We start from the raw sequence: 23,899 nt of genomic DNA on the forward strand, positions 1-23,899 counted from the left end.
TAAATGCTCCAGGTGGAATAAAAAAAGATCGCATTTTTAAAAAAAGATTCTACTATGTAATATTGTATGAAAAACAATACAAGGGAAAAAGGGATTATTAATTTTAGAAATTTGTAAAATTGGCGCATTAGTCTTCTTTGTTTAAATTCTTAACCTGCCTAATAACATTGTATAATGCTATAAAAACCGCTAAAAGTGATAATATAATAGTAAAAATAGAGGTTCCAGTGTACTTTTCATCGAGCCAAGTCCCTAAATAGGTAAAGAAAAAAATGATAATTCCCATTTGAAAAGGAATATTCATCAAGGCTATCCATTTACTACTGGTTTTTTTGTTGGGTTTCTGTTCCATCAGTTAACAATAATTTTGTTTCGTTAATTTTCATCACACAGGACGCACTAAAAGCAGCGCCAGGTTCCACTGATAATTTTCCAACAGTAACTTCGCCGCTAATACTAGCTTTAGATTTTACGTTTAGGATTTCGGTAACCTGAATAATTCCTTCAAACTTACCTTCGATATCTGCATTTTTACAATTAATATCGCCTATTACACTTCCGGCGGGACCTATAACTAATTTTCCAGTTGATTGAAAGTTCCCAATCAGTTCCCCATCCAGCCTAAAATCTGCTTTAGACACTATATCTCCTTTTATAACTGTTCCTTCTACGATTCTATTGGTTTTTCCTAATAGCTCTGTATAGGGCTTTGCTTTTCTACTAAACATTTTTATTCTTTTTTTAATCCTGAATAAACATCAAGATTTTTTTTAATTTGGATTATTTTATAATTTTCATTGCTAAGAATAATCGCAGGCACTACTACTTTAAAATCATTGTTTTCTCTTAGAGTTCTACTAATATTTCTAGCATATTCTTCCGAATTTATTCCGTGAATCACAATCAAATTTTCGGCACCACTATACTCATCTACAGAATAACTTAAATCCTTATAACTAGCGATGCTGGTTAATTTCTTAATCTTTTCTTCTACTAATTTTGTCGAATTAACATCTGATGCGGGCACTCTATAAAGAATTTTCCAGTTTTTACTTTCTGCAGTCGTTAACTCTAATTTTTCTAAAAATGGAATCTGATCTTTCAAGATTTCTTGTGCTTTTTTACCTTCTTCACTATTTGGATAATTATCTGCCACAAACTGTAAGGCGTTTTTATAAGCTTTTAATCCTTTAAGTTTCCCTAAGGTATTTGCTTTCAAAAATTCGAATTTAGAAACGATTTCATCACCTGAAAATTGATTGATCATCTCATCACATTGTTCTAAAACGGCCAAAAACTCTTCGTTTTCATATCGTTTGTACAGTTTATCATAAGCTTCTTCCGGGCTGTCGCTCAATGCTGAACCCTCCAGATTTGTCTTGTTTATTATCTGTGCATAGCGTGAATTTGGATATTGGGAATTAATTCTGTCTTTCACTGCCGCCGCTTTACTGCTATTTGTGATTTGGTAGATCTTATACAAATTATACATTGCCGGAAGAATCAATTTTTCTTCTGGACTATTTTGTAGTAGTTGCTCGAGCCTGTTAGAGGCTAATTCATACTCTTTGAACTTTTCTTTGTAGATTACACCAAGCTGATAATAGGCTGAATTACGTTCTTTTGCAATACTGTCGATTGAAGTTGGCTTGCTTGGCAGCTGTTTTAGATAAAAACCACTAGTGTATTCTTCAACAATACTTACTTCTTCCTCTTTTAATTGCTCTTCTGGGATTTCTGGATTGGCTTTTAAATTATCTTTCGAAACTTCAGTAGAATTAGTGATTGATGACAATCTCCAGTTTCCTTCTGAAGACCGGTTTCCCCATATTTTTTTGAATTCCAATTTCCCATAAGAAACGGTCGTGGGATTATAAAAATAGAAAACACTTGCTGGGGCATTTGATGCGCTTATAGCAGGCGGAGCAAATGGTGATCTAGGCTCAGAATTTTGCGCAGAAACAGCAGGGTCATTCGATACAGTCTTATTATTTCTTTCTCTGTTATCTTGCTTTTCTTTTAGTTTTTCTTCTAAAATTCTTTTGGCTTCGTCCTTCTTTTTTAAAGTATCGATATAATTTTCGAAATAGGAAATTCTCCCAGTTTCTGACATAGAAACGATGCGTAAAATGCTGTCGTTTCGAGAAGCAATGTCCTCATAAAGAATTACTTCGTCTAGATCTTTTCGCACTTTTTGAATTTGAATAAACTCTCTTGTTTTAAGATTAAGATTTGTTAAAGTACTATCATAATATTTTGCAGCAACTGGATATTCCGCTTTCCTGAAATACATATTGGCGATATTTCTATAATTTGAAGCAACTAAATACTTGTCGTCACCTGCTTTATCCAGTGAGAAATTATAAAAATTCAACGCCTTTTTCTGATTATCCTGTTTGTCATAAAAAACACCCATTTCATAATTTAACACATCTAGAAAAAGTCTGTTTTCTCTGTCGGCGATTAGTTTTTTATAGGTTTTTACAAAGGCAGTAGTATCTCCGTTTTGATAATCAAACAACTGCGCTTTTCTGGCCTGTGCCTGAATAACATATTTTCTTTCTGATTTTCTATTCATCCTGATTACGGACTCATAGCTGTAAATCGCGCTGTCTTTCTTGCCTAACTCTTCATACAGCTGACCCAAAATAAATCGATATCTTGCTTTTTCCTTGTTTTTTTTGCTGAATTTCTCGGCTAATTTTAAATTATATAGCGCAGAATCCTTCTCTTCCAAGTTTAAATAGGCTTCTGATAATAAGGCATTAACATCAGCAACAACCTGTGATTTCAATTTTTGCTCTTTTAAAAGAGTCGTCATATTATTTACAACTAGCGCATCGTTACTCAATCGCATATTAGTTTTTCCACTCCAAATTTTAGCTTCATAAATCCTGCTGCTATTGGGGTATTTATATAAAATATAATTGAATGCGTCTAATGCCGGAATAAATCTTTGATCGTAGTATCTCGCTTTACCTAAAAGCAAATAGGCCTCATCGATTTGATAGTTTCTTTCTTTTCCATCAATATTCATGGAATGCTTCTGAATCGCTTTAGTTGCCTTTGTTTCGGCCAATTCAAAATCAGAATTTTTAGTTTTTTCTGCTGAAGTAAAATCATCATTGATTTGCATTCTTTCGATAGGCAATCTTTTCCAGAAATTATCTTTGTTATTCCCTTCAATACCTTGAATTCCTTTATCTAATCCAATTCCGCCGTTGTATAAAATATTATATTTTGTACTTAGTGCGTGAGAATTTCGAGACAAAAAACTATTATTCCTAGTAGAGCAAGCCACCACAAAACACAGGAAGCCTAATGGAATAGTATATTTAAATATATTGGTTTTCAAATGCTACCGCTTTTAACATTAAACTTTTAAAAAGGCTTTTTAGTATAATGACTGGTAAAAATACATTTCTTTTTGATATATAGAACTTTAAACCGCGAAAAACATTTCTAACTCCTGCAGGGTTTCTGTAGAGGTTTGAATATCTTTTACGATTTCCCCTTTATTTAAAGCTACAATTCGATCACATACATCTACAGTATGCTGTAAATCATGGCTTGAGACTAAAATTGTGATCTCAGGATTTTCAGCAAGTTCTTTAATAACTTTTTTTAATCGATTCACAGTAGTAGGATCTAAATTTGCAAAAGGCTCGTCTAGAATAACTACCTCTGGATTCCCTATTAACGTTGCAATTATACCAACTTTCTTTTGGTTTCCTTTCGATAAATCACGTAAGTACTTTTTGTTTTTCAGAATTTCTCCGTTAAAAAATTCTTCATATTTTTCTAACAAAGCGTCTATATCAGCCTTGTTTTGACCGCGTAAATCGCCAATAAAATAAAAATATTCTTCTGGTGTCAAATATCCTATCAAGAAACTTTCGTCAATAAAAGAACCTGTAAAAGACTTCCAGTCCTCGCTGGCGTTTACAAGAATTCCATTATTACTGATATTCCCCGTTGAAGGTTGGATTAAATCCAATAGCAAACTAAAGAAAGTCGTTTTTCCGGCACCGTTATTCCCCACCAGACCCAAACTTTGTCCTTTTGGGATCTCAAGGTTTTCGATATTTAAAACTGTAGTTCCCTTATATTTTTTTGAAAGTTGATTTACTTGTATCATTATTTTTTATTTGTTTAATAACGCTGAAGTTATTATTATTAATTTTCCTGTTGTTTGAAACCGTTTAGAGTCGCGTATTTTCTTTTGGTATAACCAGCGGCTATTTTGTTCAAAAGATAATTCCGCATTAGCAAACCCACAATTCCAATTATTGCTATTGCGATTATAGCGGCCTCAGCATTTACGAATTTATAAAAGCCGTAAAAAATTAAGGTAGGTATCAACATCAAAGGTAATCCTACAATCCACTGCGTAACACCTGTTCCCTGGTAATTCATAAACGGACTTTTCTCTAAATCAATTCTTTTTTTATTGTAGGAACCCGCGAATAATAAAATGGGGATGTTAACACCTAAATTATACACCGCACAGGCTAAATTTATCGCTAAAATTTTCCAACCAAAATAAAGATAAGGCGTACTTAAAATTGCCAAAATAACTATAGAAACTGACATTAATCCAGCCTTGGAAGCTAAATATTGTTTCATTGGAATGTTTTGTGACATCATCATTCCGTAATAATTACTATCCCAAGAGGGAATAAATTGTCCGTAATTCAACATAAAAACTCCAGTCATTAAAATTCCAACCAATACAAAAAATGGAGAAAAACCATCGTAAGCAGGATTCGGATAAATTATTAAACCATAAGCTAAGAAAATTAAAGAAATCCAAACAGTCGTTTTAGGCCTTTTGTTCCTCCAAATCATTTTTAGATCTAGTTGTAAGAAAGGCGCAATTTCACCAAAACGTTTAGTCCAACTCAAATCAGTCGTTTTTGCTTCTTCTACTTTCGATTGTAAGGAACTGTCCAGAAAGAAATTAGTTTTTAGATATTTAAAATTTAAAAGGTAGAATCCCACTAAAATTATAATTGGAATCAAAATCAAAACAGGCTGTAAAACTAAGGTATCAAGAATAGTCCCTGAAAGTGTGGTGATTTTAAAAACCTCAAAATAATCTAAACCGAAAAATACCATTCCTAAAAATACAAAAGGGAGAAAGGCTTTTATGTTTTCGGCAAATTTCTTTTTGATTAAAAAATTAGCATAATTGACTATTAAGGCCAAAACATACATTGCAAACATCCACCCAATCATGTTTAGCGTGCCATAATTCCCTTTCACAATATTAAAAATCCCGAAAGGGACGATAACCAGTAAGGGGAAAATATTATAGATAGAAATCAAACTTTTTAAAAGCACAAAGTGAATGACTGACTCTTTCTTTATGGGCAATACTAATAATGGTTTGATATTCATTACCGGTAAACTCTGCATAAAGAAACGGAACACAAGTTCAATAGCCAGCCAAAAAATCACAAAACTATTTACTATTTCCAAAGGACTTTGATCTGGGAAATTTTTTTCTAACAAGGGATATAAAGCAATTCCTAATACTAAGAAAACTAGTAAAAAGTAAACTACTAAAAAGCCCATTAAAATTTTTAAGCCAATACTTTTTCCAACACTCGCTGAACGGAAAAAGGCTTTCAATTCTAAATTTATAAAATGTTTAAACATGGATTTGGTTTTATAGTAAGTAATCAAAAGTAAGAAAATGTTACAGGTTTACTAATTTATATTCGGGATAATTAGTCTCTAAGTATTCTGAAATCCTGCGCGGTATGATTTTAAAAATTATAAAAACAGCAATGGATAATAATACTAAAAAGAAGCATAAACCTATTACCCAGTAATTATTTGCAAACAAATCTGGAATGTTATTAAATAAATGAAGTATAATATTGAACGGCACAATAGCAATTACTGATAAATTACCATAGTGATTAATTATTTCCTCAAAAAGCCATTTTTTCTGATTGGCTTTTGATGTTTTTTTTCGCTGCTTTTTATTTCTAATCATTGCATAAATTGAAAATACAATTAAGGCGCCAAAAAGACCCATAAAAATCCATTCCTTAAAATCGCTCAATTTGATAACAGTAAATAGTGCAAATGTCATGGCTAGAGTAAGTACAATTTTTGGAATACCAAAAAAACCTTTGAAATGATGCCAGACAATTCCGTTGTATTTTTTGCCTAAAACTGCTTGTCTTTTTTCTACCACATCCATAAATCCAAAAACGCCAAATTTTTTAAACTCTGCATTCAAAGCTTCGCCAAAAGTAAGCTTAGGATTTTCTTGCCATTGGTCTTCGATAGCATTCGCCAAATGATCGACTAGTTCTGATTGCAAGTCAAACCATTCCACATAGTGCTGGTGCGTGAAAGTAAAGAGATGGTCTATTTGTTGGTTGGTTAGTTTCATTTCTTAACTTTAAGAAAGTTGATATTGTTTTTTATTCTTTTAATTTTTTGCTTTTGGTACGAATTACCAATGACAAAAAAACTCCTCTATTTGTCATGCTTAGGAACGAAGCATCTCTACTCTATTCTTCAAACAAGTAATTAAAAAAATTCAACTCAGGATTAATTGTTTTTATTAATTTAATTTTTTTGTCTTTTTTCCATCCTTCAATTTCTTTTTCTTTAGCAATTGCTATTTGTTTCCATGAAAACTTTTCGAAATACAATAAATAATGAACATTATATTTCGTTGTAAACGAATTAGGATTCAAGGATTCCTTGTGTTGCTGTAGCCGAATTTTTAAATTATTAGTAACTCCTGTATACAAAACAGTTTTAGCTTTATTGGTTAGAATGTATACGTAATAAGTATGATAGCCTTCTTGAAATTCCATCATATCGTTTTATTTTTAAGATGATTTCCTAATTTTGGAGAGATGCATCGTTCCTCAGCATGACAAAGTATTGGTTGGATAATTCTAACTGAGTTGGTATTGTTTTTTGATATCAGAAACCACTTTATTTGTTAAATGTCTACCCGTAATTTGGACTAAAATTCCTAACACCCAAAGGCAACAAAAAAACATAATAAATACATAACTATTTCCAACAGTATCTTTCCAAGATTTTATTAAAAATATAGAATAAAAAGAAATACCCAAGGTACTATTATTCATTATATATGCCGTTTCTAGCGATAAGAAACGTTTCCCGTTTATCTTTCGAAAACGGTACCAATTTAAAATTGAAAAGGCTGATAAACCAAGTAATATTCCAAACAGAACCCTAATAAATACTACACTATCATCAAAATAGAAAGAGCTTTTATAGACCAAAAATACTGCTAACATGCTTAAAAGTATTTTGGGTAATTTGAAATATTCTTTAATTAATTTAATGTGACAGTTTCTGTGTTCTTTTCTTAATATTTTAGTTCGCTCTTCTTCAATAGCTTTAAAGCCATTTCGTCCAAATTTATCCTCAGCATATTGTTTAACTTGATGAAATGTTAGCTCAGGATCGTTAGCCCAAAACTCTTCCATACTCGAAGCCATGTGATCAGATAATTCTACTTGTAATTCATACCACCTGATGTCTTGCGAAGCGATATAATCCAATATATATTGTATTTGTTGGTTGGTTAGTTTCATTGGAGGAAAATTTAAAATTCTAAATTGGGTTTTGGATTCACTAAACTTTGCATTGTTCTAATAAAATCTTCTAGTTCCGCGAGTCGGTTAACGGTTTCTTTAGTGCCAGCTTCGGTCAATTTGTAATACTTGCGCATACGGTTATCTACTTTTTCAATTTCTACATCTAAGATTCCTTCTGCCTCGAGTTTATGTAAGGCAGGATAAAGCGCACCTTCGGTAATATTGAGCTCTCCTTGCGTAATTACTTTAACTTTTTGTGTGATTTCATAGCCATACATCTTACCGTTTTCTTCTAGTAATTTCATGATGATGGTATTTAAACTTCCTTTATACAATTGTGAATTTTTCATTTGCCTTCTCATTTTAAAAATCAAATATACATAAGATTCTTATACATAACCTATCGATGCATGTAAATTTTCAAAGACTTTGATTTAAGAAACCTATTCTGTTTAGTATATTTGCAAAAAAAAATATCCCATGCCTTCATTTTTAAAACTAATTATAAAAGAAGTACGACGCGAAACCAAAGATGCGGTTTCGATACTCTTCAATGTTCCAGAGCAATTAAAGCCCAATTATACTTATATTGCCGGACAATATCTTAATATTCGATTAACACTAGACGGTCAAGAGATTCGTCGTGCTTATTCAATATGCTCATCTCCAGAAAGTGGCGAATTGCGTATCGCAGTAAAAGCAGTAAAAAATGGTGCTTTTTCTCAATTTGCAAATACCAAACTAAAAGCGGGAGACGCACTTGAAGTGGGAAAACCAGAAGGGAAATTTATATTTGAACCGCAAGCTGACCGACAAAAAAACTACGTCGCTTTTGTATCTGGAAGCGGGATAACACCTGTAATTTCGATCATCAAAAGCGTGTTAAAAAGCGAACCTAAAAGCTCTTTTGTACTTGTTTATGGTAACAAAACAGCCGAAGAAACAATCTTTAACGACGAATTGCACGATTTACAATTACAATACGTAGGTCGCTTGTTTATGCACTTTGTTTATAGTCAAGCCAAAGTAGAGAATGCTTTATTTGGCCGAATAGAAAAATCAACGGTGAATTATGTTTTGAATAACAAACACAAAGAACTAGAATTTGATAAATTCTATTTGTGTGGTCCTGAGGAAATGATCGAATTAGTTTCGGGAGTTTTGAAAGAGAAAAATGTAAAAGAATCAGCTATAAAATTTGAACTTTTTACGGCCTCTTCTCACGAAAACGTAATCACAGAATCACTAGAGGGACATTCGAAAATTACCGTTATGGTAGACGACGAAGAAACCACTTTTGAAATGTCTCAAAAGCAAACCATACTTGAAGCCGCATTAAAACAAGGCCTAGATGCTCCTTACTCCTGCCAAGGCGGAATTTGTAGTAGCTGTCTTTGTAGAGTAACATCTGGTACAGCCGAGATGAAAAAGAATTCGATTCTTACTGATAAAGAAATTGCTGAAGGATTAATTCTTAGTTGTCAAGCACACCCAACATCAGAAACGATCTATGTGGATTATGATGATGTATAGTAAATAAAGTGTTCAGTCGCAGTTCTCAGTATCCAGTTCGATACTAAAAACTGCGACTGAAATTTACTTTAAACTTCCAGCTGCGACCGAACAGTGCGCACTACACTTTCGGGTAAAATCGTTTTCATGGCATCTTCATAACCGGGAACTACTTTGTTTCCGTAAATAGAAGTGGGTAACATTGGGTATTTTTCCCTATCAGAAACTAAAGAATTAGTTAGCGGTTGATTAAAAGGTGCAAATCCAGCATACGGATGCGTAGCACCCCAAAGCGAAATTACTTTCACTCCCAGCATCGCCGCAATATGGGCATTCCCAGAATCCATAGAAACCATAACATCCAGATTGCTAATCAACTGTAATTCCTGCTGAAATTTAATTTTTCCGGCCACGTTGATCACATTCTCATTTGAGCTTGAAAGTGAATTTAATAACTCAATTTCTTTCTTTCCTCCACCAAAGAGTAGAATCTTATAAGTTGGATTTTCCGCTAATTGATGAATGACTTTTTGCATTAAGTCCAAAGGATAGACTTTGGAATCATACTGTGCAAAAGGTGCAATTCCAATTAATTTTTGATTATTCGCTCCAATTAATTCCAAAACATCAGCATTTAACACTGCTTTTTTAGGAAAAATAGTCCCCATATCTCGGGACGATAAATCTATTGGAAAACCGAGTTCTTCAAACACTTTTGCATGTCTTTCAAAAACCGTTGCAAGGGGCTGAAAAAACTTGTTTTCGGCACGCGTCAAAGCTTTTTTAGCTTCACGTCCCTTGTCTGTAAACGCTGTTCTTTTTCTGCTCAAGGCAAATAATGTTCTGACGATTTTGGAGCGTAAAACATTATGCAAATCAGCAAATGCATCAATGTTAAGTTTACTTACATCTTTAAACAATCGTATCAAGCCTAAGAAGCCTTTATGACGGTTTTTTTCATCGAAAGCAAAAAAAGAGACATTAGATATTCCTTCAAAAAAAGACTTGAAGAAAGGACGTGAAATGACGGTAATCTTTACCTCAGGATATTGATTTACAAAAGCACGTAAAACAGGAACCGTCATGGCGACATCTCCCATTGCGGAAAGTCTCATGACGGCTATATGCTTAATTTTATTTGGCAAATTACTACTTACCAATTATTTTTTCCCTTGGTACAAAACAGGATTTAACTCATCATCATTGTACATTTTCATTTGCTTGTACACTTTCATGAACTTATCTCCGCTAGAAATGTCAATTAATAAATCATCAATTGCAGTAGACAAATCTGTTCTTTGTTCTAAAAGGATGTTTAATTTAGTCTGGCATTTATCTCTATGATCTTGAGAGGCTTCTGCACGAGTCGCTTCTTCATTCATGTGATAAATTTTTAATGCTAGAATCGATAATCTATCAAATGCCCAAGCTGGACTTTCTGAGTTGATTTTTGCATTTTCTTTTACTTTTACATCACTGTATTTCTGTAAAAAATAACCATCGATATATTCTACCATATCAGTACGTTCCTGATTAGAAGCATCAATTCTTCTTTTTAAGGTCAATGCCGCAACAGGATCAATATTTGGATCACGAATAATATCTTCAAAATGCCATTGAACAGTGTCAATCCAGTTTTTTAGATATAATAAATGTTCAAATTGATCTTTAGGAAAAGGGTTATTTATAGGCTGATCTACATTATCAAATTGATGATAATCTTTGATACTTTGTTCGAAAACGGAGTAGGCTAATTTTGAAAACATATTTTTTATATTTTATAATTACAAAGATACTTTTTATACTATTATAAAAAAATATCAAATCATAATTCTAAACTATAACTCCAAATATCAGGATTAAACCTAATTTTGCAGCTCAAAAAGTAAATACTATAAATCATGCAAATTCACAATTTATCAGAAATCAATAGCGTTCTTAATCATTTTTTGGGTCAAATAAGAAATGTAAATGTTCATACCGACAGTATGCGTTTTAGAAGAAACATTGAACGCATTGGAGAAATAATGGCGTATGAATTGAGTAAAACATTAGAGTACAACGATATTGAAATTAAGACACCTTTAGGTACTAAAAATACCACCGAAATTGCCAATCAAGTGGTTATCTGTTCTATTTTACGCGCTGGTTTACCTTTGCATACTGGATTTTTAAATTATTTTGATGCTGCAGAAAACGGTTTTATATCGGCTCGCAGACATCATCCAAACAACGATGACTATTTTGATATTCTTGTCGAATACCAAGCTATCGCTGATTTTAACGGCAAAAATTTAATATTAGTAGATCCTATGCTTGCCACAGGACAATCGATTGTAGCAGTCTTTAAAAATTTGATCGAAACAGGAACTGCTAAAGAAATTCATATTGCCGTTGTAATTGCTGCTCCAGAAGGAATCGCTTATCTGGAACAGCACTTGCCAGACAATTGTCATCTATGGATAGCCACATTAGACGAAAGCCTAGACGAGAATAGTTATATTGTACCAGGACTTGGCGATGCAGGTGACTTATCGTATGGATCTAAATTATAACTGCGAGAAAAAAGTAAATAAGCTACAAGCTATAAGTACGAACAAAACCATTTCTTGTTTCAGTTTCAACTGCGGTATTTCGATATGACTGGTTGCCATTATAGCCAAAGGTGCTATAGTAAATAGCAATAAATCGTTGCTTTTGTTGGCAGATACTAAGAAAATTAGTATTCCAATGAAAAAGGAAGCAATGATTTTTTTGAAAGAAGCATGCGTGATCATTGGTCTGCTGGATAGCGTAGAGAACATAGAAATAACAAAAAATAAAGCCACAGTCGCATAAATAGACAAGGCGCCATTTTGATAATTATTAGTAAAATAATTAATTTCAAAACTGGTTTTTACACTTCTATTTATATACTCAAATGCGCTAATGTCAAAAATTATCGAACTAAGTGCAAAAATAATTCCGACTGCAAAAAAGGCAATAAAGGGCAGTATCCAATTTCTATAATCTCTAGCAACGTGGAAAATTATCGAAATAAACACCAAAACTAAGTATAGAATACACCAGAAATGGAATAAAGAAGCCACAAAAATCCATAGTGAAGCATCAAATATTTTTTCTTTCGAAGCTTTTGGCGACTGTAAAGAAAGTAACCTACGAAGCGCTAAAAGGATAAAAAGATTAGCAAACATTAAATTAACGTTATCTAAAACCGAAGGAAAAAAGACTATAAATAAAAAGTAGAAAAAGATCGTGTAGCTGCTGTCTTTACTCAGTCCGTTCTTAACTGAGATGAAATTTGCCATAAAAACAGAAGCCATCAATACAAACAAAATTCCAATTTTTTGACTAATTAAAAAAACGGAATCTGTCCAGGCTAAATCCTGAAATTGGTATATTAAATAAAAACCCAATAATAAAATTACAACCAAAGAAAAATTTAATGGCGTAGATTTTTTAAAAAGACTTGTAATCATAAGGATATTTTATACTTTTGTGACTGTTAAACTGTAAATATAATACTTGTTTAAAAAGGAAACCCTCAAGTTGAAAAAGATTCTTAACAAAAGAGTTTTTTACTGCTGGGAGATTATAAAAGAACAACAACATTAATTAAACGATATGAAAGCATTTTTTGAAGGAATTGACTACCTATTTGTAAATATTTTATTTGCTCCACTAGACTTTTTACGTTCATTGGAACTTGGATCATGGTTTGCTGCTAACGCTATCAATTGGATTTTCATGATTATTTGTGCAGCTGCAATGGTTTACTGGATCTTGCAATTGAAAAAACATGAAGAAAACGGTGAAGAGAACCAAGATACTACAGCGCACTCTTTTTTTAAATAAAAAACATTTAACCCTAAATTATATTTAGGGTTAAACTTAGGAACTTATCTACAATAGATCGTTCCCTATATCTTTTCTAAAATTCATCTTATCAAAATGTAACTTTTCTATATTTTGATAAGATTTTTTTATGGCCTCTTGGAAGTCATTCCCATAAGATGTAATGGCTAATACTCTACCTCCATTTGTAACAACGGTATCGTTATCTAGCTTAGTACCAGCGTGAAAAACAATAGAGTCTGTAATATTTTCCAGTCCAGAGATCGTTTTTCCTTTTTCATAATCTTCAGGATATCCTCCAGAAACAAGCATAACAGTTGTCGCGCTTCTCTCATCGATTTCTAGTGTGATTTCGTCTAATTTTTCATTGGCTACAGCCAAAAATAATTCTACTAAATCTGTTTTTAACCTCGGAATAACCACTTCTGTTTCTGGATCTCCCATTCTCACGTTATACTCAATAACAATAGGTTCGTTATTCACATTAATTAAGCCAATGAACACAAAACCTTTGTACGGAATCCCGTCTTTTTGGAATCCATCAATTGTAGGTTTTACGATGCGTGTTTCGATTTTTTCCATTAAAACAGCGTCAACATAAGGAACTGGAGAAACAGCTCCCATTCCGCCTGTATTTAATCCAGTATCACCTTCACCTATGCGTTTGTAATCTTTGGCAGTAGGTAGGATTTTATAACTTTTACCGTCAGTAAGGACAAAACAACTCAATTCTATACCGTCAAGGAATTCTTCAATAACTACTTTTGAACTAGCTGCACCAAATTTTTGGTGCACTAGCATGTTTCTTAATTCTTCTTTGGCTTCGGCCAAATCATGAATAATCAACACTCCTTTTCCTGCTGCTAAACCATCCGCTTTTAGAACATATGGAGGTTTTAAAGTTTCTAGGAAATCACATCCTTTTTCTACCGTTTCTGCTGTAAAACTGTCGTAAGCAGCAGTTGGTATATTATGTTTAACTAAAAATTCTTTAGCAAATTCTTTACTCCCTTCAAGCTGAGCTCCTGTTTTTGATGGTCCAATAACTGGAATATGACACAATTTTTCATCATTTAGAAAAAAGTCATAGATTCCTTTTACCAATGGATCTTCAGGACCTACAACAACCATTTCGACTTTTTCAGCAAGTACAAACGTTCTTATAGCGTCAAAATCAGTAATACTTACATTCACATTTGTTGCTATTTCAGCAGTTCCAGCATTCCCCGGTGCAACAAAAAGTTTGTCACAAAGTGGACTTTGAATCATTTTCCATGCAAATGCATGCTCTCTTCCGCCTGAACCTAAAAGTAAAATTGTCATCTGTTGTATTGTTTAGTTGTCGTGCAAAAATAATTGCTTTTGAACGTAAAAAATAATTAATTTCTAAAAACTTGTTGGTTGTTACCAATTAGTTGTGCTTATAGATTATTTTTGAAGAAACAAAAACTAAAAATGCTTCCTCTTTTTGACTTATCGCTTCAATTTAATGGCTATCCAATTAAGGAGGCTAAAGCTGAACTGCAAAAAATTGTAGCTTTAACTTCGATCGAAAAAGAGCATTTCATCGAAAATAAAAAAAGAGAAATTGTTGAATTTCATTTAAATAACAATCCTTTTTATCAAGAATTAGTTGGTGCCAAATCATATACGAACTGGAATGATTTGCCTATTTTAAACAAACACAATCTACAACAGCCATTAATAGAAAGACTTTCTACCGCTTATACTCTTAAAAATGTATATGTTGGCAAAACATCCGGATCAAGCGGAAACCCTTTTATTTTTGCCAGAGATAAATTCACCCACTCACTATTTTGGGCTTCGACAGCTTACCGTTTTGGTTGGTATAACATTAATTTAAATACTTCTTATCAAGCTCGTTTTTATGGAATTCCATTGGATTTTATGGGTTACCAAAAAGAAAAGCTTAAAGATTTCCTAAGCAATAGGTTGCGATTTCCCATCTTCGATTTATCTGATGACTTTTTAGAAAATATAGTGGGAAAATTTAAGCATAAAAAATTCGATTATATCAACGGTTACACTAGTTCAATTGTTTTATTTGCCAAGTTTTTAAAACAGAAAAATATCGTTTTAAAAGACCTTTGCCCTTCATTAAAAGCTTGCATGGTCACTTCTGAAATGCTTTTCGAAGAAGATAAAATACTTTTGGAAAAACAACTGGGTATTCCAATCATCAATGAATACGGCGCTTCAGAACTGGATTTAATAGCATTCCAGAATACACAAGACGAATGGCAAGTCAATGCCGAAACACTATTTGTGGAAATTCTCGATGATAATGATGCTGTTTTACCATACGGTCAAGAAGGCCGAATTGTAGTCACTTCCTTGTTCAATAAAGCGCATCCGTTTATTCGGTATGACATTGGTGATATTGGGATTTTAGACGAAAAAAGTACGCTGCAAAAACCTATTCTAAAAAAACTTATTGGTAGAACCAATGATGTTGCAATTTTGCCAAGCGGTAAAAAATCACCCGGTTTGACTTTTTATTACATCACAAAAAGCGTGATCGAGGACGATGGAAACGTGAAAGAATTTACAATCAAGCAGATTAAAAGTGACACTTTCGAAATTGAATACATAAGTGAAACCAAATTAACAGCGGCGCAAATCCAGAAAATTGAACAAGCAATAGCCTTGTATCTAGAACCAAATCTAAAATTCAGTTACATTCAAAAAGAAGTTTTGAAAAGAAACAAACGCGGTAAATTAAAGCAGTTTACATCGATGGTTTAATATTCTTGATGTACAAAGGTTTGATGAATAGCTGCACAACTAAAAACAGCGACATACAAGCTACTGCAATAGGGAAATTAAATCCGTGAAATCTTCTATAAACCGCAAAATTATACTTAATCAAATCGAATTTAGAAATAGAAAGCGAGTTTTCCCTAATTCTGTAAAAAGCCAAACTTTCTGGAACGGGTTGAGCCGTTTTAATTTTTTTAAGAACTGTTAACCATAACATCCAATCTTGGCGTTTTCGAATAGCGGAAATCGGTATTTTACCAAAATAATCAACATCGTAGATTCCAGTAAGATTACCTATATAATTACAAAAAAACAATTCCCTGTACGAAAGATTCAGCGGCGCTTCTACTCTTTTGCTCAATGGCTTTCCCTCTTCATCAATACAGTCATAGAACGAAAAAGTGAACGGAACATTATTTTCTGTTAGAAAATCAATTTGCTTTTCAAGTTTCTCCGGTTTCCATAAATCATCTGCGTCCAAAAATGAAATATACCTTCCCTTAGCAATAGCAAGTCCCTTATTTCTGGCAACACCAGTACCTGAATTTTTTTCGAACTGAAAAAGCTGAATTCTATCATCTTTTTCAATCATTTCTAAAATAATAGCTACCGTAGCGTCTGATGAACAATCATCAACTGCGATAATTTCCCAGTTTTGATAGCTTTGATTTTGAACTGACTGAATGGTTTCCGAGATGAATTTCTCCGAATTAAAGCAGGGAATTATAATCGATACTAAAGAAGTTTCCATATTTAATATGCTTTTTCTTCGCCTCTATAAATGTTCACTAACGTTTGGTATATAATTTTTAAATCCAAAATCAAGGACCAATTTTCGATGTAAAAAACATCAAATTTTATTCTGTTGATCATGTCTCTGTCTTTTTCAATTTCGCCTCTAAATCCGCTTACTTGCGCTAAACCGGTAATACCCGGTTTCACACAATGCCTGATTGGATATTTTTTAATTTTACTTCCATAAGACAGATTTTGCGACCACAAATGTGGACGTGGACCAACGACTGACATATCACCAAGGAGAACATTAAAAAACTGTGGTAATTCGTCTACGCTGGTTTTTCGCATTAGCTTTCCTATTCTGGTAACTCTAGGGTCGTTTTTAGAAGCTTCGGTTTCTGAGATTGCATTTATTTGCATGGATCGAAACTTATAGCAATGAAATTCTTTTTCATCGATTCCTGGTCGTCCTTGTCTAAAAAATACTGGACCTTTTGATTCTAATTTTATCAAAATAGCCAAAAGTGGCATCAACCACGATAACAGTCCAATGATAACAATTAGCGAAAAGGCAATGTCAAATACACGTTTAAATATTTTTATTGTAGGATCGTTTAAAACTGTTTTTTTCAACGAAAGTACCGGAAATGAATCGTAATAATCAATTTGCAAGTTCTTTGAAAAGATCTCTTTCGAGTCTGGAATAAATTTTATGGTTTTATTATTTTCGTCCGAAAAAGCGATGATTTCCTTTAGTTGCGCATTCGAAACTTCTTTTAAGGAGCAATAGATTTCATCAATTTCGTTTTCTATAACAAACGATTTTAGCTGCTCTAACTTTCCCTTAATTTCGACGCTCACTTTCTTATTCGAAAAAAATCCGAAAAAATGATATCCAAAATCATTTCTTGATTCAAATAGCTTTTTTAATCGAATGGCTTCCGGGCTATATCCAATAATAACGACATTCCGAAAATTACTTCCCGTTGCTATTCTGTATTTTTTTAGAAAATAAAACAGTGTAAATTTCGAAATTGAAACTAATCCGATACTTACCAACATAAAAACAACCACTTTTTTCTCATTAAAAACATATTGTTTTGAAAACGGAAAAAAAGCAATGACAATTAAAAGAAATAGAATGCATTGTTTGATGATTTTAGTAACGATTACAATGGGTGCTGTAAATCGATATACATCATAAAAATCAATAAAAACAGCCACGGCACACCAACCGACCATTAGATAGACACTAAAAAAACCAATGTTGAGAACTGGATATTCAAACAAATAGAAACACAATGTAGAAACAATCATTAAGTCCATTAGAATACTAATGGGTCTGATGTATTTTGAATATCTTCCTATATTATATCCAGTCATGTTTAGCTATTATGTTCTATCTACTGCATATTATTTGATTCAACTACTTATTTAATATAACTCGAAAAGTCCTTGTGTTCCTCTTTAGAAAGTTCTTCTTTAGACAATGATTTGAAATAATCGTAGGTAATTTTCATTCCTTCGGCTCGGTTTATTGTAGCTTCCCAGCCCAACAATTCTCTTGCTTTTGTAATATCTGGTTGGCGCTGCAAAGGGTCATTCACTGGTAAAGGGAAATAAACCACTTTCTGATTCGTTCCAGTCAACTTGATGATTTCCTCAGCAAAATCTTTAATTGTAATTTCATCCGGGTTTCCAATATTTACCGGATAAACATAGTCTGAATGCAACAATCTGAAAATACCTTCTACCTGATCATCAACATAGCAAAAAGAGCGCGTTTGCATTCCGTCGCCAAAAATAGTTAGATCTTCTCCACGCAAAGCCTGGCCAATAAATGCAGGAATAACTCGGCCGTCATTGAGTCGCATTCTTGGTCCATAAGTATTGAATATACGCACAATTCTGGTCTCTACACCGTGAAAAGTATGGTAGGCCATAGTTATGGATTCTTGGAAACGTTTTGCTTCGTCATATACTCCTCTCGGGCCTATGGTATTTACATTTCCATAGTATTCCTCCGTTTGTGGATGAACTAATGGATCACCATAAACCTCCGATGTGGAGGCGATAAGAATTCGCGCTTTTTTTACTCTTGCCAAACCTAAAAGATTATGCGTTCCAAGAGAACCCACTTTTAGTGTTTGAATTGGAATTTTTAAATAATCGATAGGACTTGCCGGTGAAGCAAAATGCAAGATGTAATCCAACTGACCTGGAACATGGACAAATTTTGTAATATCATGATGATAAAATTCGAAATTTTCCAGTTTGAACAGGTGTTCTATATTTTTTAAATCTCCAGTGATGAGATTATCCATACCAATAACAAAATATCCTTCTTTAATAAAACGGTCACATAAATGTGATCCTAAAAATCCAGCTGCACCAGTGATAAGTATCCTTTTCATAAATAAATTTTACAGTTGCAAGGTATTAAAAAACATTTAATAAAATAGTAGATGCGACACCTCGTTCAAATAAGAAAAACCGCTACTAATTTTATATTATCACCCATATAACATTACTGAATAACATTAATCCTAGGCTAATTTTATATATTTTTACAAAAACAAAACTACCAAATTTGAAAGTTGTCCATATAGTTGAAGCACTTGCAGGAGGAGTTCATACTTATTTCAAGGAATTATCCTTTTTTTTTGGTGATGCTGAAATAAAGGAAGACATCGATACCACGATTATTTATAGCGCAAACCGCGTAGAAGTTGACTCGAAAAAAATAAATACAGAATTTTCTAAAGGAGTATCGCTTGTACAGCTAAACATGGTTCGTGAATTTTCCCCTTTTCAAGATTTTAAATCATTATTGCAATTAATTAAAGAATTGCGAAGAATTCAGCCAGATGTCATTCACCTTCATTCTTCAAAAGCGGGTGTTTTAGGACGTATTGCTTGCTTTCTTTTATTCAAAAAAACAAAATTATTCTATACGCCGCATGGTTATGCATTTCTTAGAACAGACACTTCCAATCTTAATAAAAAGTTTTACCGCGCTATTGAAAGTAGTTTCCAACGAATATTTGGTGGTGCGACCATAGCTTGTGGTGACACCGAATACGAAATAGCCAAAACCATTGGAAAATCGCATCTGCTAAGAAACGGAATTGATATTAAAAAGGTACAAAAATACGGTTCTAAAAACGACAATGCAATCTTAACGATTGGAATCGTTGGGAGAATAACTTCCGCTAGGAACCCGGAATTATTTAATGAAATTGCCTTAAAACATTCTAATCTAAATTTTGTCTGGATTGGAGACGGAGAATTACAACCGCTACTAACTGCCCCAAATATTAGAATTACTGGTTGGTTCCTAGACAGAGAAGATGCACTTACAGCGCTTAATACTATTGATATCTACATTCAAACTTCGCTATGGGAAGGATTACCCATTGCGGTTCTCGAGGCAATGGCTATGCAAAAGCCTGTTTTAGCGACAAATATTATTGGGAATAAAGATGTAGTGGTACATAATGAAACTGGTTTTCTTTTTAACGACCTTGCTGAATTAGACAATTATATCGAAATTCTAAAAGACGAAGAAGTGCGACACCGTTTTGGAAAAAAGGGTTTAGAAAGGTGCAAAGATTTATTTGACAGCACAAAAAATTTTAAGCAATTAATCACTCTTTACAAGCAGTAGCTTTCACATGGAGCCAAAAACTGCCGAAGACCGAAAACCAAAATCCGCTGAAGGCTATTCCATCAAAGCGCAACAGAAAATCATCGGTTAGATTAGAAGTAAAAAAGAGAAAGAAGAAAGAAATGACAATTGCATTTTTTAAGTCATAACCTAAATATCCGATAGTAAAAATGTACAAAAAGACTACTAAAGGTCCCAGGACTCCAAATTTTAATAGAAAGTCCAGAAACTGATTGTGTGTTGGGAATTGATATTTCTCTAGAAAATGCTGGTTGGTTTGTTTATAATAGTTGAATAATTCTGGTTTTCCATCTGAAGCACCAACTCCAAAAGGCAGATGATCCAAGGACAGTTCCCAGGCAGATTTCCAAATAGACACACGCGTAACAAATGAATTAAAAACTTTTGCTTCCGGGTTTTCAATCTCATCTAATTTGCCCACTTTATCCATAAAAGCAAATGTTACCGTGCTATATTTCTCCTGCATATAAGGATTATTTTTGACGAAAAGAAAAAGGATTCCTCCTAATATAACGACCCCAAAACTTAGACTTAAAACAACTTTCTTAAAATCATAATTTCGTATGACTTCGTATAAAAAAATGATAATTGTACCTACTATAACATTAAAAAGAGCCATTCGGGTATTTACAAAAAGTACAAAGAAAAAAGAAAGTGCAAAAAGCAATATTCTAAATAATTTATAAACTAGATTCCTTTTTCTTCGAAAAGCATAAAAAACAAAATACATACTAATAATCGCCACAAAAGCAAGGTGCATATTTAGTGCTGGTGCATGAATTCCGACTGAATTAGAGAAACTGTATCCCATTTCCCATAAATCTATTCCGTTTAAATACTTATCCATCAACTCGGGATAAACGACAATAAACCGAATGAAGAAAAACAATACAATCACAGTTGTTGCATAGCTATAATATTGCAGTAATTTATTAAACTGCACGCGCTGATAATTACCCAGAATAAACAGCGGAAAGAATAGCAGGGAAATACTTTTTTCCAATGATTTCAATCCTTCTCTTAAAGAATCATTATTCCAAAAAAGTAAAATCTCTAAAAGTAAGGGTGAAGCGATCACCAAAACCAATAGTACTGCTAATCGACTGAGTTTTATTTTTTTTATAAAGCATAAATTAAACAAGACAAATCCAATAATAATCCAAGTACATGGTTTTCTAAAAATCATGGTACTTGCTATTAGAATCAGAAAAATATTGAAAATTTTATTGAAGTTTTTTTCTGAAATGTTCATAGTATAAGGCATAATAAATTAAAGGAAACACTCCTATTTTATGACGAATGGCAGTTCCTAAATCAGGCTCAAAAACCCCTTGAACAATAAAATATGAAAATAAAATAAGCAATATCCACAATTCATATTCATATTCCTGTTCTTTTCTATTCTTTAAACAACGAGAAAAGCGCACAAAGAGAATATAAAACAATAAAATCTGCCAAATCACGAACGCAATAATTTGAGGTGATAAAAGATATTTTAAGCCATTTACAGGGAAATTAACCGTGAAAAAACCATAAATAATACCCACAGCTTCACCATACCAAGTGTCTGGTTTAAGCGGCGAGACAATCATAGAATTAGCATCTTGAGACTGTAACCTGGCACTGTTAACGACTTCTCGACTACTTTCGGAAAGGTATTTTCCTTTCACTAATCCGTAACTTAGGGACAAAAAAACAGCGATAAAAAGTCCGTAAAAAATCGTAGTTAGTGTTTTACTTTTAAAACTAATAAAACTTACGAGATACATTCCGAATGCAATAATAGGCATTAATAAAAAGTACGGGCGATAGAAAGCACCTAAAATTGCCAATAAAAATAGAGACAAAAACACTGATTTTCTGAAAGAGATACTCTCATTTTTAAAAATAAATACAATGAGTGCTAAATATAAATAAGTAATAAACTCCTTGGAAGGCATCGACATAAAAATAGCCATCATAAAAAACCCTAAATAAACCAGAAGATTTTTTACATTAATTTTATCAAAATTAGCCGGAATTCCTACTTTATATAAAACATAAGCAAGAACGGGATATTGAATTAATGCAATTAAGGGAAAAGGTAAATAGCGCAAACCTGTAACTTTATAAAACAAGATAGTTAACGGATAACTTCCAAAAAAACCAATCTCATTTCCTCTGTCGAATGCAATAATGGCAGCGTCATAAAAAAAGCGCTTTGGCAAAATATAAAAAGCCGTTACTGCCACAAATAAATTGGCTATAAACAAGAAAAGAAACCTCGCTTTATTTTTCTGAACTAAAATTTTCATGATCAACTACCTTGTTTTGTATCTCTTCTCTCCTATAAATCAATTTAAAAAAACTTTTACTTTATCTTTTCTATAAATAACTATCGCTGAAATAAAATTCCAAAAGAAGGAACTACACACAAAAGCAATTGCGGCACCATTCATTCCATATTTTGGTACTAACATTCGATTTAAGACAAAATTAATGATTACTGCAACTATTAGTATTTGCTGGAAAACAGTCTGTCTTCCGGTCATATTTAGATAAACTGATGCTGAACCAAATATAGAACATAATCCCTGCCCTACTATCAATATTAGTAAGGTCTCTTTTGCAATAAGATAATTTTCTCCAAAAAAACGCAATAGATATTCTGAAAAAAAAACTATAAATAAAGCAGACGGTAAGGTTAATATGAAAATTAAACGGGCACTTTTTCTAATAATTCTATTTAATTCTAATGTATTATTAGCTGCGAAATACTCGGAAATTTTAGCCGAAATAGTAATGTTTACTGTTAATATAACCATAGTAAGCATGGTCATTATTTTTATGGCAACAGAATAATAAGCAACAGTTGCATCATCCCGATACTTTTTTAAGAATATAATATCAAAACTCAGTAATAGAAACATGGCCATTCCGCTTAATGCGATAGGGTAAGACTTTAGCGTAATTTCTTTTAACGAAAATGATTCTTGTTTAAAATTGCCTTCCATTTTACTAAAATAATAAAAGATAATTGCGGTGGTTACTACTGCTAAAACAATAAATCCCAAAAGAAAAACTTCTGCTAAGTAAGATTCTTTCCCATAAAACAAGAGTAATATTGCACCAATCATAATAGGGATATACTTAATCGTATTTCTAAATAATTCTGCAACATACAAATGTTCCAAAGCTCGAAAAACTTCTGTGTTTAAAACTGTTATCGAATAAAAAAAAAGAATTCCGGTAGATTTTAAAAGAATCGAATACAACTCAGGGTCTGAGAAATAAGAGTTAATCCATTCTTTATTGACGACCAAGACAATTAAAAATAAAATTACAGCCATTGAAAAAAGCAGTAGCACCATTTTCTTGTAAGTGTTTTTTAAACCACTTGCTAAATTTAAGCCGTTTAATCTGCCTTTAAAATACAAAATAGACTGGTCGCAACCCAATAAGCAGATACTGCCAACTACGAAAAGGAAAGACCGTACAAAATCATATTGCCCTATTATTTTAGGGTCGTAATTGTTAGTGAGAAATAATGTAAATCCAAATAAAACAACAACTCCAAAAACCCTTAAAAATAAAGTGATCAAGCTTTGAAGAACGAAGGTATCTTTATTGATTTTTTGAAGAAAATATCGCATTATTTTTGGGCTGTTTGTTATTCTCATCAAAGCTTTGATGTATGCAAAAATCGGATATATTCTTACAATTTTCACCTTCTTCGAAGTTGCAA

24 protein-coding genes are annotated in these 23,899 nt (G+C 32.8%); 5 read left to right on the top strand and 19 right to left on the bottom strand.

Annotated features, from left to right (window positions below; genetic code table 11):
- Positions 1 to 127: 127 nt before the first annotated feature.
- From FQU23_RS03950 to FQU23_RS03990, 9 genes are all read right to left on the bottom strand, one after another.
- The gene (locus FQU23_RS03950; RefSeq protein WP_317165179.1) at positions 128 to 304 is read right to left on the bottom strand and encodes an AtpZ/AtpI family protein; all 177 of its coding nucleotides are present in this window, start codon (positions 302 to 304) and stop codon (positions 128 to 130) included.
- 16 nt (positions 305 to 320) lie between these two features.
- Positions 321 to 728 carry a polymer-forming cytoskeletal protein gene (locus tag FQU23_RS03955; protein ID WP_147672677.1) on the bottom strand — a complete coding sequence of 136 codons (408 nt, stop codon included), beginning with the start codon at positions 726 to 728 and terminating at the stop codon, positions 321 to 323.
- 2 nt (positions 729 to 730) lie between these two features.
- Complete coding sequence (locus tag FQU23_RS03960) at positions 731 to 3,355, bottom strand: tetratricopeptide repeat protein (RefSeq protein WP_147672678.1); 2,625 nt, start codon at positions 3,353 to 3,355, stop codon at positions 731 to 733.
- 87 nt (positions 3,356 to 3,442) lie between these two features.
- Positions 3,443 to 4,138 carry an ABC transporter ATP-binding protein gene (locus FQU23_RS03965; RefSeq protein WP_147672679.1) on the bottom strand — a complete coding sequence of 232 codons (696 nt, stop codon included), beginning with the start codon at positions 4,136 to 4,138 and terminating at the stop codon, positions 3,443 to 3,445.
- A gap of 38 nt (positions 4,139 to 4,176) precedes the next feature.
- Positions 4,177 to 5,661, bottom strand: coding sequence for a DUF5687 family protein (locus tag FQU23_RS03970; RefSeq protein WP_245181061.1), 1,485 nt, complete (start codon positions 5,659 to 5,661; stop codon positions 4,177 to 4,179).
- 40 nt (positions 5,662 to 5,701) lie between these two features.
- On the bottom strand, positions 5,702 to 6,409 hold the full coding sequence (locus FQU23_RS03975; protein WP_147672680.1) for a hypothetical protein: 708 nt from the start codon (positions 6,407 to 6,409) through the stop codon (positions 5,702 to 5,704).
- 121 nt (positions 6,410 to 6,530) lie between these two features.
- Entirely contained in the window at positions 6,531 to 6,845 is a 315-nt protein-coding gene (locus tag FQU23_RS03980) for a GIY-YIG nuclease family protein (protein ID WP_147672681.1), read from the bottom strand.
- Between the two features lie 81 nt (positions 6,846 to 6,926).
- A complete protein-coding gene (locus tag FQU23_RS03985; RefSeq protein WP_147672682.1) occupies positions 6,927 to 7,598 on the bottom strand; it encodes a hypothetical protein in 672 nt (223 codons plus the stop codon).
- Positions 7,599 to 7,609: 11 nt separating this feature from the next.
- Positions 7,610 to 7,951, bottom strand: a complete 342-nt coding sequence (locus FQU23_RS03990) for a PadR family transcriptional regulator (protein ID WP_147672683.1) — start codon at positions 7,949 to 7,951, stop codon at positions 7,610 to 7,612.
- A gap of 130 nt (positions 7,952 to 8,081) precedes the next feature.
- Here FQU23_RS03990 and FQU23_RS03995 point away from each other — a divergent pair, with 130 nt between their 5' ends.
- Positions 8,082 to 9,134 (top strand): ferredoxin--NADP reductase, encoded by a 1,053-nt coding sequence (locus FQU23_RS03995; protein WP_147672684.1) that lies wholly within the window; start codon positions 8,082 to 8,084, stop codon positions 9,132 to 9,134.
- Between the two features lie 68 nt (positions 9,135 to 9,202).
- Here the strand turns inward: FQU23_RS03995 and FQU23_RS04000 are convergent, their stop codons facing one another.
- Together FQU23_RS04000 and FQU23_RS04005 are read right to left on the bottom strand one after the other, a co-directional pair.
- Positions 9,203 to 10,228 (bottom strand): glycosyltransferase family 9 protein, encoded by a 1,026-nt coding sequence (locus FQU23_RS04000; protein WP_147672685.1) that lies wholly within the window; start codon positions 10,226 to 10,228, stop codon positions 9,203 to 9,205.
- 45 nt (positions 10,229 to 10,273) lie between these two features.
- The gene (locus tag FQU23_RS04005) at positions 10,274 to 10,879 is read right to left on the bottom strand and encodes a DUF4254 domain-containing protein (protein WP_147672686.1); all 606 of its coding nucleotides are present in this window, start codon (positions 10,877 to 10,879) and stop codon (positions 10,274 to 10,276) included.
- A 135-nt stretch (positions 10,880 to 11,014) separates the two neighbouring features.
- On the opposite strand from FQU23_RS04005, the gene upp reads away from it, so the two are divergent.
- Complete coding sequence (upp, locus tag FQU23_RS04010) at positions 11,015 to 11,668, top strand: uracil phosphoribosyltransferase (protein ID WP_147672687.1); 654 nt, start codon at positions 11,015 to 11,017, stop codon at positions 11,666 to 11,668.
- Here the strand turns inward: upp and FQU23_RS04015 are convergent.
- Positions 11,663 to 12,592, bottom strand: coding sequence for a DUF6427 family protein (locus tag FQU23_RS04015; protein ID WP_147672688.1), 930 nt, complete (start codon positions 12,590 to 12,592; stop codon positions 11,663 to 11,665). The genes upp and FQU23_RS04015 overlap by 6 nt on opposite strands.
- Positions 12,593 to 12,737: 145 nt before the next feature.
- Between FQU23_RS04015 and FQU23_RS04020 the strand changes: the two genes are divergently transcribed.
- A complete protein-coding gene (locus tag FQU23_RS04020) occupies positions 12,738 to 12,968 on the top strand; it encodes a DUF6341 family protein (protein ID WP_132109289.1) in 231 nt (76 codons plus the stop codon).
- Between the two features lie 48 nt (positions 12,969 to 13,016).
- Here the strand turns inward: FQU23_RS04020 and purD are convergent, their stop codons facing one another.
- Positions 13,017 to 14,291, bottom strand: coding sequence for a phosphoribosylamine--glycine ligase (gene purD / locus FQU23_RS04025; protein ID WP_147672689.1), 1,275 nt, complete (start codon positions 14,289 to 14,291; stop codon positions 13,017 to 13,019).
- A 132-nt stretch (positions 14,292 to 14,423) separates the two neighbouring features.
- On the opposite strand from purD, the gene FQU23_RS04030 reads away from it, so the two are divergent.
- Complete coding sequence (locus FQU23_RS04030) at positions 14,424 to 15,734, top strand: phenylacetate--CoA ligase family protein (protein ID WP_147672936.1); 1,311 nt, start codon at positions 14,424 to 14,426, stop codon at positions 15,732 to 15,734.
- Here the strand turns inward: FQU23_RS04030 and FQU23_RS04035 are convergent.
- From FQU23_RS04035 to FQU23_RS04045, 3 genes are read right to left on the bottom strand one after another with little or no spacing between them, the layout of a single operon-like run.
- On the bottom strand, positions 15,718 to 16,500 hold the full coding sequence (locus FQU23_RS04035; protein ID WP_147672690.1) for a glycosyltransferase family 2 protein: 783 nt from the start codon (positions 16,498 to 16,500) through the stop codon (positions 15,718 to 15,720). The genes FQU23_RS04030 and FQU23_RS04035 overlap by 17 nt on opposite strands.
- 2 nt (positions 16,501 to 16,502) lie before the next feature.
- Entirely contained in the window at positions 16,503 to 17,870 is a 1,368-nt protein-coding gene (locus FQU23_RS04040; RefSeq protein WP_245181062.1) for an undecaprenyl-phosphate glucose phosphotransferase, read from the bottom strand.
- Positions 17,871 to 17,917: 47 nt separating this feature from the next.
- Positions 17,918 to 18,901, bottom strand: coding sequence for a UDP-glucuronic acid decarboxylase family protein (locus FQU23_RS04045; RefSeq protein WP_132109292.1), 984 nt, complete (start codon positions 18,899 to 18,901; stop codon positions 17,918 to 17,920).
- A gap of 176 nt (positions 18,902 to 19,077) precedes the next feature.
- On the opposite strand from FQU23_RS04045, the gene FQU23_RS04050 reads away from it, so the two are divergent.
- Positions 19,078 to 20,154: a glycosyltransferase gene (locus FQU23_RS04050; protein WP_147672691.1), complete on the top strand. Its 1,077-nt coding sequence runs from the start codon at positions 19,078 to 19,080 to the stop codon at positions 20,152 to 20,154.
- Here the strand turns inward: FQU23_RS04050 and FQU23_RS04055 are convergent.
- The 3 genes from FQU23_RS04055 to FQU23_RS04065 are packed head-to-tail and all read right to left on the bottom strand — an operon-like array spanning position 20,135 to position 23,807.
- On the bottom strand, positions 20,135 to 21,361 hold the full coding sequence (locus FQU23_RS04055) for an O-antigen ligase family protein (RefSeq protein WP_245181063.1): 1,227 nt from the start codon (positions 21,359 to 21,361) through the stop codon (positions 20,135 to 20,137). The two genes, FQU23_RS04050 and FQU23_RS04055, sit on opposite strands and share 20 nt — an antisense overlap.
- Before the next feature lie 37 nt (positions 21,362 to 21,398).
- Complete coding sequence (locus FQU23_RS04060; protein ID WP_147672693.1) at positions 21,399 to 22,469, bottom strand: hypothetical protein; 1,071 nt, start codon at positions 22,467 to 22,469, stop codon at positions 21,399 to 21,401.
- A 39-nt stretch (positions 22,470 to 22,508) separates the two neighbouring features.
- Positions 22,509 to 23,807, bottom strand: coding sequence for an MATE family efflux transporter (locus tag FQU23_RS04065; protein WP_245181064.1), 1,299 nt, complete (start codon positions 23,805 to 23,807; stop codon positions 22,509 to 22,511).
- Positions 23,808 to 23,899: the final 92 nt, after the last annotated feature.

Source organism: Flavobacterium sp. XN-5 (assembly GCF_008033395.2).
Taxonomy (GTDB): Bacteria; Bacteroidota; Bacteroidia; order Flavobacteriales; family Flavobacteriaceae; genus Flavobacterium; species Flavobacterium hiemivividum.